Source organism: Pseudolysinimonas kribbensis, from assembly GCF_039531715.1.
Taxonomy (GTDB): Bacteria; Actinomycetota; Actinomycetes; order Actinomycetales; family Microbacteriaceae; genus Pseudolysinimonas; species Pseudolysinimonas kribbensis.
On the sequence record NZ_BAAAQO010000003.1, the window covers coordinates 93,754 to 111,697 of the forward strand.

Genomic DNA, 17,944 nt, shown 5'->3' on the forward strand with positions numbered 1-17,944 from the left:
ACCCGAATATCGCCCTGACCCGCCCCCACGTCATCGGCTCGCTTACCCTTGTCAGCCGATGAATGGCGGCGTGCACTGAGAGGCACGCCTGACATGACCACTATGCGCGATCCGGGAAATCCTGTGCAGTCATCATTTCGGGGGACACGTCGCCCGGAATTCCGGGGAAGTCGGCGAAACCGGGGGACAGGGTGCCCGGGGACCGTGCAGATGGACGGCCGACCGGCATCTGGACAACCGGATCCGTCGCAAAGTCGACGGAAACCGTTGTCAGCGGATGGGATGCCGCCAGTCTCCGCGGTTCAGCGGGCGCCGTACCCCGCGCCGGCTGAGTTCCCAGGGGGTGGGCGTCTCATCCTCGCGCCGCCGGTCCTCCTCGGCCAGCTGCTCGAGGGCCGCGGCGACGACGGCGGTGACCGCCGCGACCTCCACGGGGGTCGGCGATCCGGATGTCACACGGATCCGCGCCGCGTAGTCGACGGCATCCGGATCGTCCTGCGGGATCGTCATCGTGCGCTCACAGCGGGACCGATGCGTGCGCTCACAGCGGGATGTTCCCGTGCTTCTTGGGCGCGCTGGAGCTGTAAGCGGACGTCCTTTCGGACGTCCGCCGCGACGCCAGCGCCGACGCCCGTCCCGGGCGGCGGGTACGGATGCGCGCTCACAGCGGGATGTTCCCGTGCTTCTTGGGTGGCTGTTCCGCGCGCTTGGTGCGCAGCGCCCGCAGCGCCTTGACCACCACGATGCGCGTGGCCGCCGGCTCGATCACGCCGTCGAGCTCGCCGCGCTCCGCCGCGAGGAACGGCGACGCGACGTTGTAGAGGTACTCGTTCGCGAGCCGGGAGCGCACGGCCGCGATGTCCTCGCCCGCCGCCTCCGCCTGCTTGATCTCGTTGCGGTACAGGATGTTGACCGCGCCCTGACCGCCCATCACCGCGATCTCGGCGGTCGGCCAGGCGTAGTTGAGGTCGGCCCCGAGCTGCTTGGATCCCATGACGATGTACGCGCCGCCGTAGGCCTTGCGGGTGATGACGGTCACGAGCGGCACGGTCGCCTCCGCGTAGGCGTACAGCAGCTTCGCCCCGCGCCGGATGACGCCCGTCCACTCCTGGTCGGTGCCGGGCAGGTAGCCGGGCACGTCGACGAGGGTCAGGATCGGGATCGAGAACGCGTCGCAGAAGCGCACGAAGCGCGACGCCTTCTCACCTGCCTCGATGTTGAGGGTGCCGGCCATCGCCTGCGGCTGGTTGGCGATGATCCCGACCGAGCGGCCCTCGATGCGCGCGAACCCGATGACGATGTTCGGCGCGTACAGCGGCTGCACCTCGAGGAAGTCGGCGTCGTCGACGAGGTGCTCGATGACCTCGTGCACGTCGTACGGCTGGTTCGGCGAGTCGGGGATGATCTGGTTGAGCCGCTGGTCGGCATCGGTGATCTCGAGCTCGACCTCGGTCTCGTAGTGCGGCGGGTCGACGAGGTTGTTGTCGGGCAGGAACGACACGAGGGTGCGCGCGTAGTCGAGCGCGTCGTTCTCGTCCGAGGCGAGATAGTGGGCGACCCCGGAGGTCTTGTTGTGGGTGAGGGCCCCGCCGAGCTCCTCGAAGCCGACGTCCTCGCCCGTCACGGTCTTGATGACATCCGGGCCCGTGACGAACATGTGGCTGGTCTTGTCGACCATGATCACGAAGTCGGTGAGCGCGGGGGAGTAGACGGCACCGCCCGCGGCCGGGCCCATGATGATCGAGATCTGCGGGATGACGCCCGAGGCCTTCGTGTTCAGCCGGAAGATCTCGCCGTACTTGCCGAGCGCGACGACGCCCTCCTGGATGCGCGCCCCGCCCGAGTCGAGCATGCCGATGATCGGCACGCCGGTCTTGAGGGCCAGCTCCATGACCTTGATGATCTTCTCGCCGGCGACCTCGCCGAGCGAGCCGCCGAAGATGGTGAAGTCCTGTGCGTAGACGGCGACCTGGCGGCCGTGGATGGTGCCCGTTCCGGTCACGACCGCGTCGCCGTATGGGCGGTTGCGCTCCATGCCGAAGGCGTGGGTGCGGTGCCGCACGAACTCGTCGAGCTCGACGAAGCTGCCCTGGTCGAGCAGCTCCTCGATGCGCTCGCGGGCGGTCTTCTTGCCCCGCTTGTGCTGCTTCTCGATCGCGGCCTCGCCGCTCGCCGTCACGGCCTCGTGGTACCGGACCTTGAGGTCGGCGATCCGGCCCGCGGTGCTGGACAGGTCGGGCGTCGGGGTGGCGTCGGGGGTCACCCGGTCAGCCTAGCGAGCGCTCTGCGGCCGATCCGTTGGAGGTTCTCGACAAGGATCGGGGCCGGAACCAGCGGCGCAGGCCCCACTGCGTCACCCGCAGCATCGCCTCCGCGACGATGCCCGAGCTCATCTTCGAGGTGCCGCGCAGCCGATCGCGGAACGTGATCGGCACCTCGGCGACACCGAAGCCGGCATCGAGCGTGCGCAGCGTCATGTCGATCTGGAAGCAGTAGCCGTGCGAGTGCACGTCGTCCAGCGGGATGGCGCGGAGGGTCTCGGCGCGGTACGCGCGGTAGCCGGCGGTCGAGTCGCGCACCCGGATGCGCAGGGCGATCCGCGCGTACGCGTTCGCCCCCTCGCTCAGCCACCGCCGGCGGGCGGGCCAGTCCACGACCTCGCCCCCGGCGACCCAGCGCGAGCCGATCACGACGCCGGGGCGGTCGGCGGCATCGAGGCGGGCGAGGAGCGCGGGGAGGGCCGATGCCGGGTGCGAGCCGTCGGCATCCATCTCGACCAGCACCTCGTGGCCGGCGGCGAGCGCGGTGCGGAAGCCCGCGAGGTAGGCCTGGCCGAGCCCGGCGCGCTCGGTGCGGTGCAGCACCGTGACCCGGGGATCGGCGGCGGCGAGCCGGTCGGCCAGGGCGCCGGTGCCATCCGGGCTGTCGTCGTCGACGACGAGGATGGCGACATGCGGGTCGGCTGTGAAGACCGCCGCGACCGCCCCCTCGAGATTCTCGATCTCGTCGAAGGTGGGGATGATCACGACGGTACGGGCGGGAGCCGATCCGGGGACCATGATCCGTTCAGCGTATGGGAACGACTCACGGCATGATGGACGATCGTGATCATCTCCGTCATCGGATGCGGCTACCTCGGTGCGGTCCATGCGGTCGCCATGGCCTCGCTGGGTCACCAGGTGATCGGCGTCGATGTCGACGGTGAGAAGGTCGCGAGACTCTCCGCGGGTCGAGCACCATTCTTCGAGCCCGGTCTTGATGAGTTCCTCACCCAGGTGATGGCCACGGGCCGCCTGACGTTCTCGACCGACATGGCGCAGATCCATCCGGCTGAGGTGCACTTCGTCGCGGTCGGCACACCCCAGAGCGCGACCGGGGCCGCCGACTTGCAATACGTGGACGCCGCCGTGGACGCGGCCCTGCCGCACGTTGTGGCGGGATCGCTGTTCGTCGGCAAGTCCACGGTGCCGGTGGGAACGGCGGATCGCCTCGCGACCGCGATCTCGCCGAGCGGCGCCCGGGTCGCCTGGAATCCCGAATTCCTCCGCGAGGGCCATGCCATTCAGGACACGCTCAGGCCGGATCGGATCGTCTACGGGGTCGGAACGGGTGACGAGGAGTCGGTGCGGATGCTCGATGCCGTCTACGCCGACGCTCTCGCGCACGGCGTTCCCCGCATGGTCACGGACTTGCGCACGGCGGAACTCGTGAAGGTCGCGGCGAACGCCTTCCTGGCGACGAAGATCTCGTTCATCAACGCGATGGCCGAGGTCGCCGAGACGGTGGATGCGGACGTTGTGGCGCTGGCCGACGCCATCGGGCAGGACGCGCGGATCGGTCGGCGCTTCCTCGACGCCGGCGTCGGTTTCGGCGGGGGGTGCCTGCCGAAGGACCTTCGGGCGTTCATCGCGCGCTCCGAGGAGCTCGGCTCCGGCGAGGCCACCTCCTTCCTCCGAGAGGTCGATCGGATCAATTCGCGCCGCCGTCAGCGGGTCGTCGACGTCCTCGCCGAGGAGCTCGGCGACCTGAACGGTGCGAGGATCGCCGTGCTCGGCATCGCGTTCAAGCCCGAATCCGACGATGTGCGCGACTCGCCGGCGCTCGAGGTCGTGCGTCGACTCGTGGAGGCGGGCGCCCATGTGACGGCGACGGACCCGCGCGCCATCGCATCGGCTCGTCGCGCTCATCCGGAGCTCACTGTGGACTACCGGGAATCCGCGGAGGAGACGATGCGCGACGCCGACGCGGTCGTCCTCCTCACGGAGTGGGTCCAATTCCGCGACCTCGATCCTCGCGCGGCACGGGCGCTTGTGCGCCGCGCCCTCCTCGTCGACGGACGCAATGCTCTCGACGCGACGGTCTGGGCAGACGCCGGCTGGCGTGTCCGCGGATTGGGCCGAGCTGCCGTCGGCCCCGGCCGGTGAACCTCAGCCGCGCCCGTCATTGTGCGCCCGAGCTCATCGTGCTCGACGAGGCCGGGTCGACCAACGATGAACTCGCCGACCGGGCGGCCGTCGAAGCTCTGCCGCCGTACACGGCGCTCGTCACTGCGCACCAGACCGCGGGCCGCGGGCGGCGCGATCGCGGATGGAGCACTCCGGCCGGCCGGGGCCTGGCGATCTCGGTGCTCCTGCCGTCGCCGCCGCCCGGTGAGGCGGCGTGGCTGCCGCTCGCCGCGGGACTCGCGATGCGCGACTCCGTGGCGGCGCTGCTGCCGCACTCCGACGTGAACGTGAAGTGGCCGAACGACGTACTCGTGGGTGAGCGCAAGGTGTGCGGGGTGCTCGGTCGGCTGACGGCGCAGGGCGTCGTCATGGGTGCCGGCGTGAACGTACGGCTGCGCGCGGACGAGCTGCCCGTCCCCACCGCGACCTCGCTCGTGCTGGCGGGGGCCGCGGACGGGCCGGACCTCGACGACCGGCTGCTCGCGGGTTACCTGGCGCGGATCACCGAGCTCGTCGGCGGGCTGCTCGAGCGGGGTGCGGAGGCGTCGGGGCTGCGCTTGGCCGTCACCGCCGCGTGCGGCACCCTCGGCCGCGAGGTGCGGGTGGAGCTGCCCGGCGGCTCCGAGTTCCGGGGGCGGGCGGTCGCGATCGCGCCGGATGCCCGCCTCGTCGTGCGCACGGCATCCGGCGATGAGAGCGTCGCCGCGGGCGATGTCGTGCACGTGCGCCCGGCGTCGTCGTAGCGCGGGCGAACCGATCGACCCCTCGCCATCCGATCAGGCCCGCGCGGCCTCGATCCGATGGCAAACCGGCGATCGGTTTCTGGAGACCGGGGGCCTGCAGGAGTCAGGCAGCGGGCTCCCCGGTGGCGGGAGCCGGATCGGGGTCGTCGGCGCCGACGGGCGGGAACACGGCGGGCGCCGGGTCGCCCCGGCGGGGGCTGAACACCCACAGCCGGTAGAACGTGAACCGGAAGATCGTGCCGAGCCCGAGGCCGACGACGTTGTTCGCGATGTTGTCGGCGAGCTTGCTCTCGAACCCCAGCACGCGGTGCGAGATCCAGAGGCAGGCGAGCCCGATGAGCAGCCCGCCGAGACTCACGAGGCCGAACTCCACGCCCTCGCGCAGGAGCTGGCGGCCCCGGTGGGCGCGGAAGGTCCAGTGCCGGTTGCCGATCCAGTTGACGACGATCGCGACGAGCGTCGCGATGACGTTCGCATAGAGCTCGCCGTACGCGACCCGCTTCGGGTCGAAGACCGTGAAGAGCAGCAGGTTGAAGACGCCGAGGTTGACCAGGAAGCCGACGGCTCCGACGACGCCGAAGCGCGCGAACTGGCCGAACAGGGTGCGCATGGGGCAGGGGTCTCGATCCGGGATGATGGGGATGTCCGCGCAGTTTAACGACGTCAGGAGGAGCGCGTGCGCGTCGGGGTGATCGGGGGCGGCCAGCTCGCCCGCATGATGGTGCCGCCGGCGATCGCGCTCGGGATCGACATCCGGGTGCTCGCCGAGGCCGAGAACAGCTCGGCCGCGATCGCTGCCACGGCCGTCGGCGACTACACGGATGCCGCGACCGTGCTCGCATTCGCCCGCGATGTCGACGTGGTCACCTTCGATCACGAGCACGTGCCGCAGGACGTTCTCGCCGCCCTCGTCGCGGACGGCGTCGTCGTTCGTCCCGCACCGGATGCGCTGGCGGTGGCGCAGGACAAGCTCGTCATGCGCCGCCGGCTCACGGCGATCGACGCACGCGTGCCGGACTGGGCGGAGGTCGCCGACGCGGAGCAGCTCGGCGCGTTCCTCGCCGATCACGGCGGCCGCGCCGTCGTGAAGACCCCGCGCGGCGGCTACGACGGCAAGGGCGTGCGCGTCGTCGATGCTGCCGACGGCGCGGACGACTGGTTCGCGACCGGCGGCACGCTGCTCGCCGAGGAACTGGTCGACTTCCGCCGCGAGCTCTCGCAGCTCGTCGCGCGCCGCCCGTCCGGCGAGGTGCGGGCGTGGCCCCTCGTGGAGACGGTGCAGCGCGACGGGGTGTGCGCCGAGGTCTTCGCCCCGGCACCGCGGGCGGGCGAGCTGCCCGAGAGGGCGCGCCGCCTGGCGACCCGGATCGCCGAGCGGCTCGACGTCACGGGGGTGCTCGCCGTGGAGCTGTTCGAGACCGCGGAGGGCGGCCTCGCCGTCAACGAGCTCGCGATGCGCCCGCACAACACCGGCCACTGGTCGATCGACGGCGCCGTCACGAGCCAGTTCGAGCAGCACCTGCGGGCGGTGCTCGACCTGCCGCTCGGCGACCCGTCGCCGACCGCGCCGTGGAGCGTCATGATCAACGTGCTCGGCGGCCCCGAGGGGCAGACGATGCCGGAGCGCTACCCGGGTGCCATGGCCGACCGGCCCGAGGTGAAGCTGCACTCCTACGCCAAGACGTCGCGGCCGGGGCGCAAGGTGGGGCACGTCACGGCGACCGGCGACGAGCTGGACGACGCGCTCGCCCGGGCGCGCGCGGCTGCCGCGTTCTTCCAGGGCTGACCCGTACCCTGAGGGGCGTGACCGCCCCCCTCGATCGCACGCCGGCCGGCTCGAGCCCCCTCGACCCGTCGTCGCGAGGCCTCGCTCCGCAGGTCAGTGTCGTCATGGGCTCCGACTCCGACTGGAGCGTCATGGCCGACGCCGCCGCCGCGCTCGACGACTTCGGCATCGCGCACGAGGTCGAGGTCGTCTCGGCGCACCGGACGCCGCGGAAGATGATCGACTTCGGCTCCGAGGCCGCGGGCCGCGGCATCCGGGTCATCATCGCCGGCGCCGGGGGAGCGGCCCACCTGCCCGGCATGCTCGCCTCGGTCACGACGCTGCCGGTCATCGGGGTGCCGGTGCCGCTCGCGAAGCTCGACGGCCTCGACTCGCTGCTGTCGATCGTGCAGATGCCGGCAGGCATCCCCGTCGCGACGGTGTCGATCGGGGGCGCCCGCAACGCGGGGATCCTCGCGGCGCGGATCCTGGCATCCGGAGATGCCGCCCTCACCGCCCGCCTCGCCGCCTACGCCGCCGACCTCGAGCGCCTCGTCGCCCAGAAGAGCGAGGCGCTGAAGAACGCGAAGCTGCAGCCCGACCGGTGAGCCAGAACGCGCTCCGCGCGGCGGATCCCGCGTCGCCCGAGGTCATGAGCAAGCGGGCCTGGTGGCTCGTGGGGCTCAACATCCTCGTGCCCGGGTCGGCGCAGACCCTCGCAGGCAACCGGCGGTTCGGCCGGTTCGCGATGGGGCTGTCGATCCTGTTCTGGATCCTGCTCGCGGCGACGATCGTCGCCGCGCTCGTGCTGCGCGGGCAACTGCTCCTCGTGCTCGCGAACCCGATCGTGCTCTGGGCGCTCGCGGCCGTGCTGGGCCTCTACGGGCTGCTCTGGGTCGTCTGCACGCTCGACACGGTGCGGCTCAGCCGGCTGGTGCGGGTGCGACCCGCGTCGCGGGCGGGCGTCGCCCTGCTCGCGATCGTGGCTCTCGTCGCGACCGGCGGTGCCGCCTTCGCCGGGGCCGCGTTCGCGGGGCGTGCGGCCCACGTGCTGGCCGAGGTCGGCTCCAACACGATCCAGATCATCGGACCCGACGGCAAGCCGATCCAGGTGGGACCGTTCACGGGCAGCGCGAACGTGCTCCTGGTGGGCAGCGATTCGGGCGATGGGAACCCCGCGTACGGGGAACGCGGCGAGGCGCTCAACGACGTCACGATCCTCATCCACCTCTCGACGAAGTCGCAGTCGGCGACGGCGGTCAGCATTCCCCGTGACCTCTACGTGGGTCAGCCCGCGTGCCGCAAGCCGGATGGCACGACCGTCCCCGCGGTGCAGCAGGCCCGCTTCAACACGGCCCTCTCGCGCGGAGGGCTCAGCTGCGTGGTGGCCGCCGTGCAGCAGCTGACGGGCCTGACCATCCCGTACGCGGCTCTCGTGCAGTTCGACGGGGTCGTCGCGATGAGCGACGCCGTGGGCGGCGTGACGGTGTGCCTCGCGGCGCCGATCGACGACCCGTACACCGGGCTCAAGCTGCCCGCGGGGGCGAACACGCTGCAGGGTCAGACCGCGCTGTCGTTCCTCCGGACGCGACACGGGCTCTCGACCGGCAGCGACCTGCAGCGGATCAGCAATCAGCAGGTCTTCCTGTCGGCGCTCGTGCGGCAGATCACGAGCGGGAACACCCTGGGCGACCCGAACAAGGTGCTCGGCCTCGCCGATGCCGCCGCCAAGAACATGCAGCTCAGCACGCAGCTCGGCCAGACCGGCACCCTCGTCTCGATGGCGCTCGCACTCAAGAGCATCCCGTTGGAGCGGATCGCGTTCGTGCAGTACCCCTCCGCGCCCACCTACATCAACGGGCAGAGCGTGACGAGGCCGCTGGCCGACGACGCCGCCGTGCTCACCCAGGCTCTCGCGGACGACAGGGCCGTCGCGGCGGGCGGCCTCGGCGGCGCCGCGGTCGAGAACCCGGCGCCGCCGACCTCCCCGTCGAAGAACGCCTCGGCGAGTCCCAGCCCGACGCCCACCGGCGCCGCAGGGCAGACGCCCGTCAAGCTGCCGTCGTCGATCTCGGGGCAGTCGGCGCAGCAGCGGACCTGCTCCGCCGGCCGCGGCTGAACGGGCGACGCGGCGTTACAGGTCGGCGTGCAGCTGCCAGACCTTCTCGCCGGCGTCGCGCCAGCTGAACAGGCGGGCGCGGTCCGCGGCGGCGACCGCGAGCCGCTCGCGCAGGGCGTCGTCGTCGAGCACCCCGCGCAGCGCGTCGGCGAGGCGGGCCGGGAAGCGCCCGGCGTCGCCGCGCTCGACGACGAGGCCGGCATCCGCGGCCACCTCCACGAGCGCCGGGGCGTCGGAGAGCACGACGGGCAGTCCGAACGCGAACGCGTCGATCATCGCGAGGCTGAAGCCCTCGGCGAGGCTGGGCTGCACGAAGACCTCCGCGCCGTCGAGCACGGCCCCGAGGTCGTCGTCGCCGAGCCGATCGAGCACGTGCACGCGCTCGACCGCTCCCGCCTCGGTGGCCGCGGCCAGCACCTCGTCGTGGGCGGCGGCGGCGCCCACCACGACCAGGTCGCGGTCGCGGATGCGGCTCATCGCCGTCAGCAGTGCCGCCAGACCCGTGCGCGGCTCCCACCCGGTGACCGCGAGCACGTAGCGCGCGGGCAGTCCGAGGGCGCCGCGCCGTGCGGACGCGTCGACCGGGCGGCTCAGGGTCGTGCTCGGTGCCCCGCCGATGACGCGCAGCCGGTCTCCGAGTCCGAGCTCCTCGTCGAGGTCCGCGGCGACGGCGTGAGTGGGGACGACGACGGCATCGGCATACCGCTCGGCGCGCCGGGCCATGGCGCGCGTCCACGAGACGGTGCGTGCCGGGAGCAGGTCCGGCTGGGTCCAGGCGATCGCGTCGTGGATCGTCACGGCGATCTGGGATGCGGGATCCGCCGCGCGGTCGTGTCGTCGCAGCGGAGCGAGCAGGCTCGTCGCGTGCACCATGCCCGTCCCCGGCAGGACCGTGATCCCGCGCTGCCAGGCGGCGGCGAGTTCCCGGCGGGCGAGGGCGCTCTTGCGCAGCGGCAGCCCGGGCAGGCGCTCGGCGAGCAGCCGGTCCGCCTCCGGCGACGACGCGACGATGCCGGTCACCTCGGTGCCGGGCGGACGCGTCGCGACGACGGCGCGGGTGAGCTCCTCGGCATAGCGCGCGACACCGGCCGTGCCGTTCACGATCTCGTCGACGATCACCCGCAACGGGATCATGCGCTCATCGCAGAGCCGCGCGGGCCTTGAGCGGCTCCCACCACGCACGGTTGTCGCGGTACCACTGCACCACGTCGGCGAGCCCCTGCTCGAACGCCACCTGCGGCTCGTAGCCGAGCTCGGCGCGGATCTTCGAGATGTCGACGGAATAGCGCAGGTCGTGGCCCTTGCGGTCCTCCACCTGATCGACATACGACCAGTCGCGTCCGGTCGCCTCGAGCAGCTTCTGCGTCAGGTCTCGGTTGCTGAGCTCAGTGCCGCCGCCGATGTTGTAGGTCTCACCGGCCCGCCCGCGAGCCGTGACCAGCGCGATCCCGCGGGTGTGGTCGTCGACGTGCAGCCAGTCGCGGATGTTCTCTCCCGTGCCGTAGAGCGGCACGTGCGCGCCGTCGATGAGGTTCGTGACGAACAGCGGGATCAGCTTCTCGGGGAAGTGGTAGGGCCCGTAGTTGTTCGAGCAGCGCGTGATCGAGAGGTTCATGCCGTGTGTGCGGAAGTAGCTGCGGGCGAGCAGGTCGCTGCCGGCCTTGCTCGCGGAGTACGGGGAGTTCGGCTCGAGCGGGCGGTCCTCGGCCCAGGAGCCCTCGGCGATCGAGCCGTACACCTCGTCGGTGCTCACGTGCACGAATCTCCGGATGCCGGCCCGCAGGCTCGCATCCAGCAGCCGTTGGGTGCCGAGCACGTTCGTCTCGACGAAGATGCCGGAGTCGCGCACGGAGCGATCGACGTGCGACTCGGCGGCGAAGTGGACGACCGTGTCGATGCCGGGCAGCACGTCGTCGAGGGCACCGGCGTCGCGGATGTCGGCCTGGACGAACGTGTAGCGCGGGCTGTCGGCCACGGGCGCGAGATTCGCGAGATTGCCCGAGTAGGTGAGCGCGTCGTACACGACGACCTCGGCTCCCTCGAACCCGGGATACGCGTCTTCGAGGGTGCGTCGGACGAAGTTGGAGCCGATGAATCCGGCTCCGCCGGTGACGAGGATCTTCACGACGGGATGCTCTCTTTCCAGGGCGGGGGCCGCCCGGAAGTCTATCGGGAGGCCGTTGCTAGGATCGCCGGGTGCAGATCCGAGAGCTCTCGATCCCGGACGCCTACGAGATCACCCCGGTACAGCACCGTGACGACCGGGGGGTCTTCCTCGAGTGGTACCGGTTCGATCGACTGGCGGAGGCGGTCGGGCACTCGCTGGACCTCCGGCAGGGCAACACCTCGGTGTCCCGTCGGGGATCGGTGCGCGGCATCCACTTCGCCGACGTCCCGCGCGGTCAGGCCAAGTACGTGACCGCCACCCGCGGCGCGGTCCTCGACTACGCCATCGACATCCGGGTCGGCTCGCCGACGTTCGGGCGGTGGGACAGCGTGCTGCTGGATGACGTCGACCGCCGGGCCATCTACGTGGCCGAGGGTCTCGGGCACTGCTTCGTCGCCCTGACCGACGACGCGACCGTGAGCTACCTCGTGAGCGACACCTACAGTCCGACGGCTGAGCACGGGGTGAACCCCCTCGACGAGACGATCGGCCTCGTCTTTCCGCCTGAGGCCGGTGAGCCGCTCCTGTCGCCGAAGGACACCGAGGCACCCGGGCTCGAGCAGGCGGTCGCCGCCGGCCTGCTCCCCGACTTCGCCGCCGTGCGCGCCTACTACGAGGACCTGAGTCGGTGAAGGGCATCATTCTCGCCGGAGGCACCGGCAGCCGACTGTGGCCGATCACGCAGGCCATCTCCAAGCAGTTGATGCCCATCTACGACAAGCCGATGGTCTACTACCCGTTGTCGACCCTCATGATGGCGGGCATCCGCGACATCCTGATCATCACGACCCCCGAGCATCACGAGCAGTTCCGCGGTCTCCTCGGGGATGGGTCCCGGCTGGGCATCGAGGTGCAGTACGCCGTCCAGCCCTCACCCGACGGTCTCGCCCAGGCATTCATCATCGGCGAGGACTTCATCGGTGAGGACTCCGTGGCCCTGGTGCTCGGCGACAACATCTTCCACGGCGCCGGTCTCGGCTCATCGCTGCGCGGCAACCTCGACCTCAGCGGGGGACTGATCTTCGCGTACCAGGTGGCCGATCCGGAGCGGTACGGGGTCGTCGAATTCGACGACCAGTTCACGGCGCTCTCGATCGAGGAGAAGCCGGAGCATCCCAAGAGCCAATACGCCGTGCCCGGCCTGTACTTCTACGACAACGAGGTCGTCGGGATCGCGAAGACGGTCGAGCCCAGCGCGCGCGGCGAGATCGAGATCTCGACCGTCAACGAGCGTTACCTCCAGGCCGGACGCCTGCGGGTGCAGGTGCTCGACAGGGGCACCGCGTGGCTCGACACGGGCACCTTCGAATCGATGATGCAGGCGTCGGAGTACGTGCGTGTGATCGAGGACCGCCAGGGCTTCAAGATCGGCTGCATCGAGGAGATCGCCTGGCGCAACCGCTGGATCGATGACGAGCAGCTCGCCGCCCTGGCGTCGCCGCTCGCCAAGAGCGGCTACGGGCTCTACCTCGAAGGGCTGCTGGGCGGTCGGTGAGCGTGGCCCAGCGGATTCTCATCGTCGGGAGGGGCACGGCTGGCACCTCTCTCGCGCGGAGCATCCGCGAATCCGGCGGCGAGGTCGTCGGATTCCTCGATGACGCCGTCGTCGACGACGAAGTGCTCGGCACGCTCGCCGACGCGTCGCGGGTCATCGCGCAGCACGAGGTCGGGATGGTGTACTTCGCCATCCCATCCGTCGATGCGGGAGTGCTGCGGTCGTTCCTCGACTCCGTCGATTCGGATCACGTCGAGATCGCGATCGTGCCGCGCACGTACCGCACCCTGGCCAAGGAGCAGGTCGATCTCTCCGACTTGACGGATGTCGACGTCCTCGACCTCGTCGGACGTAAGCCGGTCAAGCACGACCTCCTCGAGTCGGCCGCCTTCCTCCGCGGACAGCGTGTGCTCGTCACGGGTGCGGCCGGATCGATCGGCTCGACGCTCGTGCGTCAGATCGCGACCATGGATCCCGATGCGATCGTCTGTGTCGACTGGTGGGAGAACGGGATGTTCTTTCTCGAGCAGGAGTTCGCCGACGATCCGCGGATCTCCTATCATGTCGCGGACGTCAAGAGCTCCGCACGCCTGAAGGCCGTCTTCGCCGAGATGCGGCCGACGGTGGTGTTCCACGCAGCCGCCTACAAGCACGTGCCGATGATGCAGCGTGACCCGGTCGAGGCCATCAACAACAACATCGGGGGCAGCGTCGCCGTCATGCGCACGGCGGTCGAGGCCGGCGTACGGCACGTCGTCTATGTCTCGACCGACAAAGCCGTCAATCCGGTGAATGTCATGGGCGCGACCAAACGCATCGGCGAGATCGCCATGACGGACCTCGCGCGCCATTCGTCCGCCACTTCGTTGACCGCGGTGCGGTTCGGAAATGTCATCGAGAGCAACGGAAGCGTCATGCAGACCTTTCGGAGCCAGCTCGCGCGCCGCGCTCCCCTGACGGTGACGGATCCCGAGGTCACCCGGTTCTTCATGACGCTCGACGAAGCGGCGCAGCTCGTGATCCAGTCCGCGTTCATCGGCGCCAGCGGCGACATCTTCGTGCTCGACATGGGCGAGCCGGTGCGGATCATGGACCTGGCGGCGAGCCTGTCGAGACTCGTCGATCCCCCCGCCGACATCGAGATCATCGGGCTGCGGCCGGGCGAGAAGATGTACGAAGAGCTGAGTTACGAGCCCGATCGCATCGCGCCGACCCGGAATCCCAAGATCTTCGCCGTCACCGACGACGTCGTCACCGACCCGACAGCATTCATGCTCGGCGTCGCGGATCTGCTGGAGCGCGCACAGCGGTTCGAGATCAGCAGGGCGGAGATCGTCGACGCCCTCCGGGTCCTGGGCTTCGCGATCCGATGACGGTTCGGGTGCTCGTGACGGGCGCCGACGGCCGCATCGGCGCCCGACTGCCGCAGACGCCGGGCGTCAGCTGGATCCGCGCTTCTCATGCCGAGCTCGACGTGGCCGATCGTGCAGCCTGGCGTGAGGCGCTCACGGCGAAACGGCCGGAGGTGGTCGTGCAACTCGCCGGAATGACGAGCGCAGGCACGGATCCCGGCGCGATGCGCCGCGTGAACGTCGACGCCGTCCGCCTGCTCGCCGAGGAGGCGGCGAGGGCCGGTGCCGGCATCGTGCTCGCGTCGTCGGCCGCCGTCTACGGCGACCGCCACGAGCGTCCGGTCGACGAATCATCGGCCCTCGACGGCGTCGGACCCTACGCCGAGTCGAAGATCGCCGCCGAGGAGCTGCTCTCGACCGCCGTCGTACGCGGTGACCTGCGCGCAGCCGCAGCGCTGCGGATCTTCAACGTGTTCGGCCCCGGGATGCGGGACTCACTGGTCAACAGGCTCCAGTCGGCCGTCGCCGGTCCGCCCGTCCCACTGCGCGGTCCACGCGGTTTCGTCCGCGACTACGTGCACGTCGACGATGTCGGCGAAGCGCTGGCGCGTGCGGCTCGTGGCCTCGAGCCCGGATGGCTGCCGGTCAACGTCGGCCGAGGCATCCCCGTCGACAATCAGGACCTCGCCGGATCGCTGGGGCTGACCGAAGGCGTCGCGTTCGTCTGGGCGGACGGGCCGCCGAGTTTCAGTTGCGCCGTGGTCGACCGCGCGGCCGCGGTGTTCGGGGTCCGTCCCGCGCGCGGACCCACCGCAGTCGGTGGAACACTCTAGGCTCGACGCGTGCGTGCGCGACTGAAGCACATCGCCGCCACGACGGTCCGGCTTGCGCTCAGACACGGGATGTTCACCTCCCGTGGCACCAGGTGGTCGTTGACGGGGCATGAGACCCCGGTGCTCATGTGCCTGTGGAATCGTCCGGAGCGGATCGGCGCCGTGCTCGAGCAGCTCGACCGGCAGGACCATCCCGACGGCGTGCGTCTCTATCTCTGGAACAACCGCCGATCGGACCACGGCCGATATCTCCAGGCCATCGATGCGTTCCGGCCCGCGGGCTCCCTCCATGCCGTCGACATCGCGAAGAGCCCGTTCAACCTGGGGTCGATCGCCCGCTTCTACTGGGCGCGCCGGCTGCAGCGCCGGGGGCGTGATGCACCCGTGATCGTCCTCGACGATGACGAGCAGATCCCCGACGATTTCGTCTCCATCGCTCTCGCGGCCTATCGGCCCGACGAGGTGGCCGCGTTCTGGGCGTTCAGGGTACTGGGCGACTATTTCGACCGAGCGCCGGTGGCTCCCGGCGAGGAGGCCGACCACGTCGGGCCGGGTGGCATGGTCTGCTCGCTGCGGCTGTTCTCCGACCTGCGCTTCTTCACGAAGATCCCGGCGCGCTACTGGATGCTCGACGACATCTGGTTCACCCACTTCGCACGTCACTCCGGTCGCCGTCTCGTCAAGCTCCCGGTCGAACTCGAGTTCGTGCTCGAGGAGACCAATCAGCACTGGGGCCAGTCGGGGGAGAAGATCGAGTTCTACCGGGAGCTGCAGCGAGCATCGCCGCTGGACTGAGGAGCGCTCGAGTGGATTGACGCGCCGCGCTCCGCGCCGCAGGTGTCGGGATCGCCGGGTACTGTCGGGCGGGGATGCGATCGGCGGGGATCATGGCGGTAGGAGACGGCAGGACGAAGCGGCGGCGCGCTCGGGGGCGGCGCGCACGCGGGTTCGGATTCGTCACGATGGTCGCGGCACTGGCGACCGGAGCCGTCATCGCGCTGGTCCCGGTGACGCCGCTGACGTCCGCGGCTCCCGCTCAGGCGGCGGTCGCGAGCCAGTTCAACCCGGGCTTCATCGTGACGGATCAGAACTTCTACGACGGCAACGCCATGTCGATCGCGGACGTGCAGAACTTCCTCAACTCGAAGGTCTCCTCGTGTGCGGCGGGGTACGTCTGTCTGAAGAACTACGTCGACACGACACGAACCGTGCCGGCCACACCGATGTGCTCCCAGTACAACGGCGGGGTCCCGGAGAGCGCCGCCACGATCATCGTCAAGGTCGCGCAGGCGTGCGGCGTGAGTCCGAAGACCATCCTGGTCACCCTCCAGAAGGAGGAAGGGCTCGTCACCAGTACCGCCCCCAGCGCGGGGCGTTATCGGATTGCCATGGGGTACGCCTGTCCCGATACGGCGGCGTGCGACTCCCAGTACTACGGCTTCTTCAATCAGGTGTTCGCCGCGGCGTACCAGTTCAAGCGATACACGATGCCGCCTGGCACCGGCGCCGGCACGATCTACGACACGCGCTGGGATCTCTCCTACCCGGTCGGCAAGGTCTCCGCCGTGTACTGGAGCCCCAATCACGCCTGCGGCGCCAGCAATGTCTTCATCCAGAATCAGGCGACCCACGCGCTCTACCTGTACACGCCGTACACACCGAACGCCGCGGCGCTCGCGAATCTCTACGGGACGGGCGACGGATGCTCGTCGTATGGCAACCGGAACTTCTGGGTCTACTGGAGCGACTGGTTCGGCTCCCCCACCAACAACAACTCGCCGTACGGCGAGATCACGGCGACGACGCCGAAGCAGAACGCGATCGGGGTGCACGGCTGGGCGGTCGACCCGGACACCGGGGCCAACTCCGACGTCTCCCTGTCGGTGCGCCTGTACGTCGACGGCGCCGACGCGGGACTCTACGTGGCCGACAAGACCGACGCGGCTCTCGCGCAGCGGTACGCGTACTACGGAACCAAGCACGTCTTCGACGTGACGCTGTCGGGCGTCTCACCGGGCATCCACTCGATCTGCGCCCGTGCCGTCAACATCGGCGCCGGCGCCAACAACACGTTCGCCTGCACAACGTCGGTGTCCCAGTTCTGCGGCACGAATCCCGTGTGCCCGAGCGCCCAGCGCACGGCCGATGACAACCGGTTCTCGCAGGCGGTCGCGATCTCGCGCGCCGCGTTCCCGACCGGCGCGCCGGTCGTCTATATCGCGAGCGGTCTCAACTACCCCGACGCGCTGAGCGCCGCTCCGCTCGCGGCGAGAGCCGGCGGACCGCTGCTCCTGTCGGCGAGTACCTTCCTCCCGCCCGAGACGTCCGCCGAGATCTCCCGGCTGCACCCGTCGTCGATCGTGATCGTGGGCGGACCGAATTCGGTGAACGCGGCCGTCGAGTCGTCCTTGAACGCGATCGCGCCGACCACCCGGATCACGGGAGCCGATCGGTACGAGGTCTCTCGCAACGTGGCGTCGAAGTTCGGCACCTCCATCCCGGACCTCTACATCGCGACAGGTGACAACTTCCCCGATGCGCTCAGCGCCGACAGCGTCGGCAGCTATCTCGGGCGCCCCGTCATCCTCGTGCCAGGCGGCGCGGCGACGCTCGACCCCGCGACGGAGCAGTTCATCCGGACGCACGGGGTGCAGCGCGTGACGATCGTCGGGGGACCGGTGTCGGTGACGCCGGGGATCCAGACCGCGCTCAACGCGATCGTGCCGACCACTCGCGCCACCGGGTCCGATCGATTCGAGGCGTCGGAGGCGGCGAACCACGCGGTGTTCACGAACGCATCCCAGATCTATCTGGCGACGGGGCTGAACTTCCCCGACGCGCTCGGAGGCGCGGTCCTGGCGGCGAAGAAGGGGGCGCCGTTGTTCCTGGTCGCGACCAACTGCATCCCGGCATCCATCACGCAGGACATCGTGTCGATGCACGCGACCACCGTCACGCTGCTCGGCGGCGTGAACTCGCTGGCGCCCACGGTGCAGCAGCTGGCGCGCTGCAACAGCTGAGCGCC

Annotated in this window: 17 protein-coding genes; 11 read left to right on the forward strand and 6 right to left on the reverse strand. The window is 70.2% G+C overall.

The features are described 5' to 3' along the window. Nucleotides 1–270: 270 nt before the first annotated feature. The 3 genes from ABD285_RS07070 to ABD285_RS07080 all read right to left on the reverse strand — a co-directional run bounded on the left by ABD285_RS07070 (nucleotide 271) and on the right by ABD285_RS07080 (nucleotide 3,059). Nucleotides 271–510: an acyl-CoA carboxylase epsilon subunit gene (locus ABD285_RS07070; protein WP_344201468.1), complete on the reverse strand. Its 240-nt coding sequence runs from the start codon at nucleotides 508–510 to the stop codon at nucleotides 271–273. A gap of 151 nt (nucleotides 511–661) precedes the next feature. Beyond that, on the reverse strand, nucleotides 662–2,263 hold the full coding sequence (locus ABD285_RS07075; protein ID WP_344201471.1) for an acyl-CoA carboxylase subunit beta: 1,602 nt from the start codon (nucleotides 2,261–2,263) through the stop codon (nucleotides 662–664). A gap of 4 nt (nucleotides 2,264–2,267) precedes the next feature. Then, nucleotides 2,268–3,059, reverse strand: coding sequence for a polyprenol monophosphomannose synthase (locus tag ABD285_RS07080; RefSeq protein ID WP_344201474.1), 792 nt, complete (start codon nucleotides 3,057–3,059; stop codon nucleotides 2,268–2,270). A 45-nt stretch (nucleotides 3,060–3,104) separates the two neighbouring features. Here ABD285_RS07080 and ABD285_RS07085 point away from each other — a divergent pair, with 45 nt between their 5' ends. Both ABD285_RS07085 and ABD285_RS07090 read left to right on the forward strand, forming a co-directional pair. After that, nucleotides 3,105–4,424: a UDP-glucose dehydrogenase family protein gene (locus ABD285_RS07085; protein ID WP_344201477.1), complete on the forward strand. Its 1,320-nt coding sequence runs from the start codon at nucleotides 3,105–3,107 to the stop codon at nucleotides 4,422–4,424. Continuing rightward, nucleotides 4,421–5,188, forward strand: coding sequence for a biotin--[acetyl-CoA-carboxylase] ligase (locus ABD285_RS07090; protein WP_284253262.1), 768 nt, complete (start codon nucleotides 4,421–4,423; stop codon nucleotides 5,186–5,188). The genes ABD285_RS07085 and ABD285_RS07090 overlap by 4 nt, the downstream gene beginning before the upstream one ends. 103 nt (nucleotides 5,189–5,291) lie before the next feature. Here the strand turns inward: ABD285_RS07090 and ABD285_RS07095 are convergent, their stop codons facing one another. Further along, nucleotides 5,292–5,798: a GtrA family protein gene (locus tag ABD285_RS07095; RefSeq protein ID WP_284253261.1), complete on the reverse strand. Its 507-nt coding sequence runs from the start codon at nucleotides 5,796–5,798 to the stop codon at nucleotides 5,292–5,294. A 66-nt stretch (nucleotides 5,799–5,864) separates the two neighbouring features. On the opposite strand from ABD285_RS07095, the gene ABD285_RS07100 reads away from it, so the two are divergent. From ABD285_RS07100 to ABD285_RS07110, 3 genes are read left to right on the forward strand one after another with little or no spacing between them, the layout of a single operon-like run. After that, entirely contained in the window at nucleotides 5,865–6,974 is a 1,110-nt protein-coding gene (locus ABD285_RS07100) for a 5-(carboxyamino)imidazole ribonucleotide synthase (RefSeq protein WP_344201480.1), read from the forward strand. Between the two features lie 17 nt (nucleotides 6,975–6,991). Next, nucleotides 6,992–7,561 (forward strand): 5-(carboxyamino)imidazole ribonucleotide mutase, encoded by a 570-nt coding sequence (gene purE, locus ABD285_RS07105; protein ID WP_344201483.1) that lies wholly within the window; start codon nucleotides 6,992–6,994, stop codon nucleotides 7,559–7,561. Beyond that, the gene (locus tag ABD285_RS07110; RefSeq protein ID WP_344201486.1) at nucleotides 7,558–9,072 is read left to right on the forward strand and encodes an LCP family protein; all 1,515 of its coding nucleotides are present in this window, start codon (nucleotides 7,558–7,560) and stop codon (nucleotides 9,070–9,072) included. The genes purE and ABD285_RS07110 overlap by 4 nt, the downstream gene beginning before the upstream one ends. A 15-nt stretch (nucleotides 9,073–9,087) precedes the next feature. Here ABD285_RS07110 and ABD285_RS07115 read toward each other — a convergent pair whose 3' ends face one another. Both ABD285_RS07115 and rfbB read right to left on the reverse strand, forming a co-directional pair. Continuing rightward, nucleotides 9,088–10,206, reverse strand: a complete 1,119-nt coding sequence (locus ABD285_RS07115; RefSeq protein WP_284253257.1) for a glycosyltransferase family 4 protein — start codon at nucleotides 10,204–10,206, stop codon at nucleotides 9,088–9,090. Nucleotides 10,207–10,210: 4 nt separating this feature from the next. Continuing rightward, the gene (gene rfbB / locus ABD285_RS07120; RefSeq protein ID WP_284253256.1) at nucleotides 10,211–11,197 is read right to left on the reverse strand and encodes a dTDP-glucose 4,6-dehydratase; all 987 of its coding nucleotides are present in this window, start codon (nucleotides 11,195–11,197) and stop codon (nucleotides 10,211–10,213) included. A 71-nt stretch (nucleotides 11,198–11,268) separates the two neighbouring features. On the opposite strand from rfbB, the gene ABD285_RS07125 reads away from it, so the two are divergent. The 6 genes from ABD285_RS07125 to ABD285_RS07150 all read left to right on the forward strand — a co-directional run bounded on the left by ABD285_RS07125 (nucleotide 11,269) and on the right by ABD285_RS07150 (nucleotide 17,939). Next, nucleotides 11,269–11,871 (forward strand): dTDP-4-dehydrorhamnose 3,5-epimerase family protein, encoded by a 603-nt coding sequence (locus tag ABD285_RS07125; protein WP_344201490.1) that lies wholly within the window; start codon nucleotides 11,269–11,271, stop codon nucleotides 11,869–11,871. Further along, complete coding sequence (rfbA, locus tag ABD285_RS07130; protein WP_284253255.1) at nucleotides 11,868–12,734, forward strand: glucose-1-phosphate thymidylyltransferase RfbA; 867 nt, start codon at nucleotides 11,868–11,870, stop codon at nucleotides 12,732–12,734. The genes ABD285_RS07125 and rfbA overlap by 4 nt, the downstream gene beginning before the upstream one ends. A gap of 2 nt (nucleotides 12,735–12,736) precedes the next feature. Then, entirely contained in the window at nucleotides 12,737–14,107 is a 1,371-nt protein-coding gene (locus ABD285_RS07135; RefSeq protein WP_344201494.1) for a polysaccharide biosynthesis protein, read from the forward strand. Continuing rightward, nucleotides 14,104–14,919 (forward strand): NAD-dependent epimerase/dehydratase family protein, encoded by an 816-nt coding sequence (locus tag ABD285_RS07140; protein ID WP_284253254.1) that lies wholly within the window; start codon nucleotides 14,104–14,106, stop codon nucleotides 14,917–14,919. The genes ABD285_RS07135 and ABD285_RS07140 overlap by 4 nt, the downstream gene beginning before the upstream one ends. Before the next feature lie 9 nt (nucleotides 14,920–14,928). After that, complete coding sequence (locus tag ABD285_RS07145) at nucleotides 14,929–15,714, forward strand: hypothetical protein (RefSeq protein WP_344201498.1); 786 nt, start codon at nucleotides 14,929–14,931, stop codon at nucleotides 15,712–15,714. 167 nt (nucleotides 15,715–15,881) lie between these two features. Further along, on the forward strand, nucleotides 15,882–17,939 hold the full coding sequence (locus tag ABD285_RS07150) for a cell wall-binding repeat-containing protein (RefSeq protein WP_344201501.1): 2,058 nt from the start codon (nucleotides 15,882–15,884) through the stop codon (nucleotides 17,937–17,939). The last annotated feature ends 5 nt before the right edge of the window (nucleotides 17,940–17,944 follow it).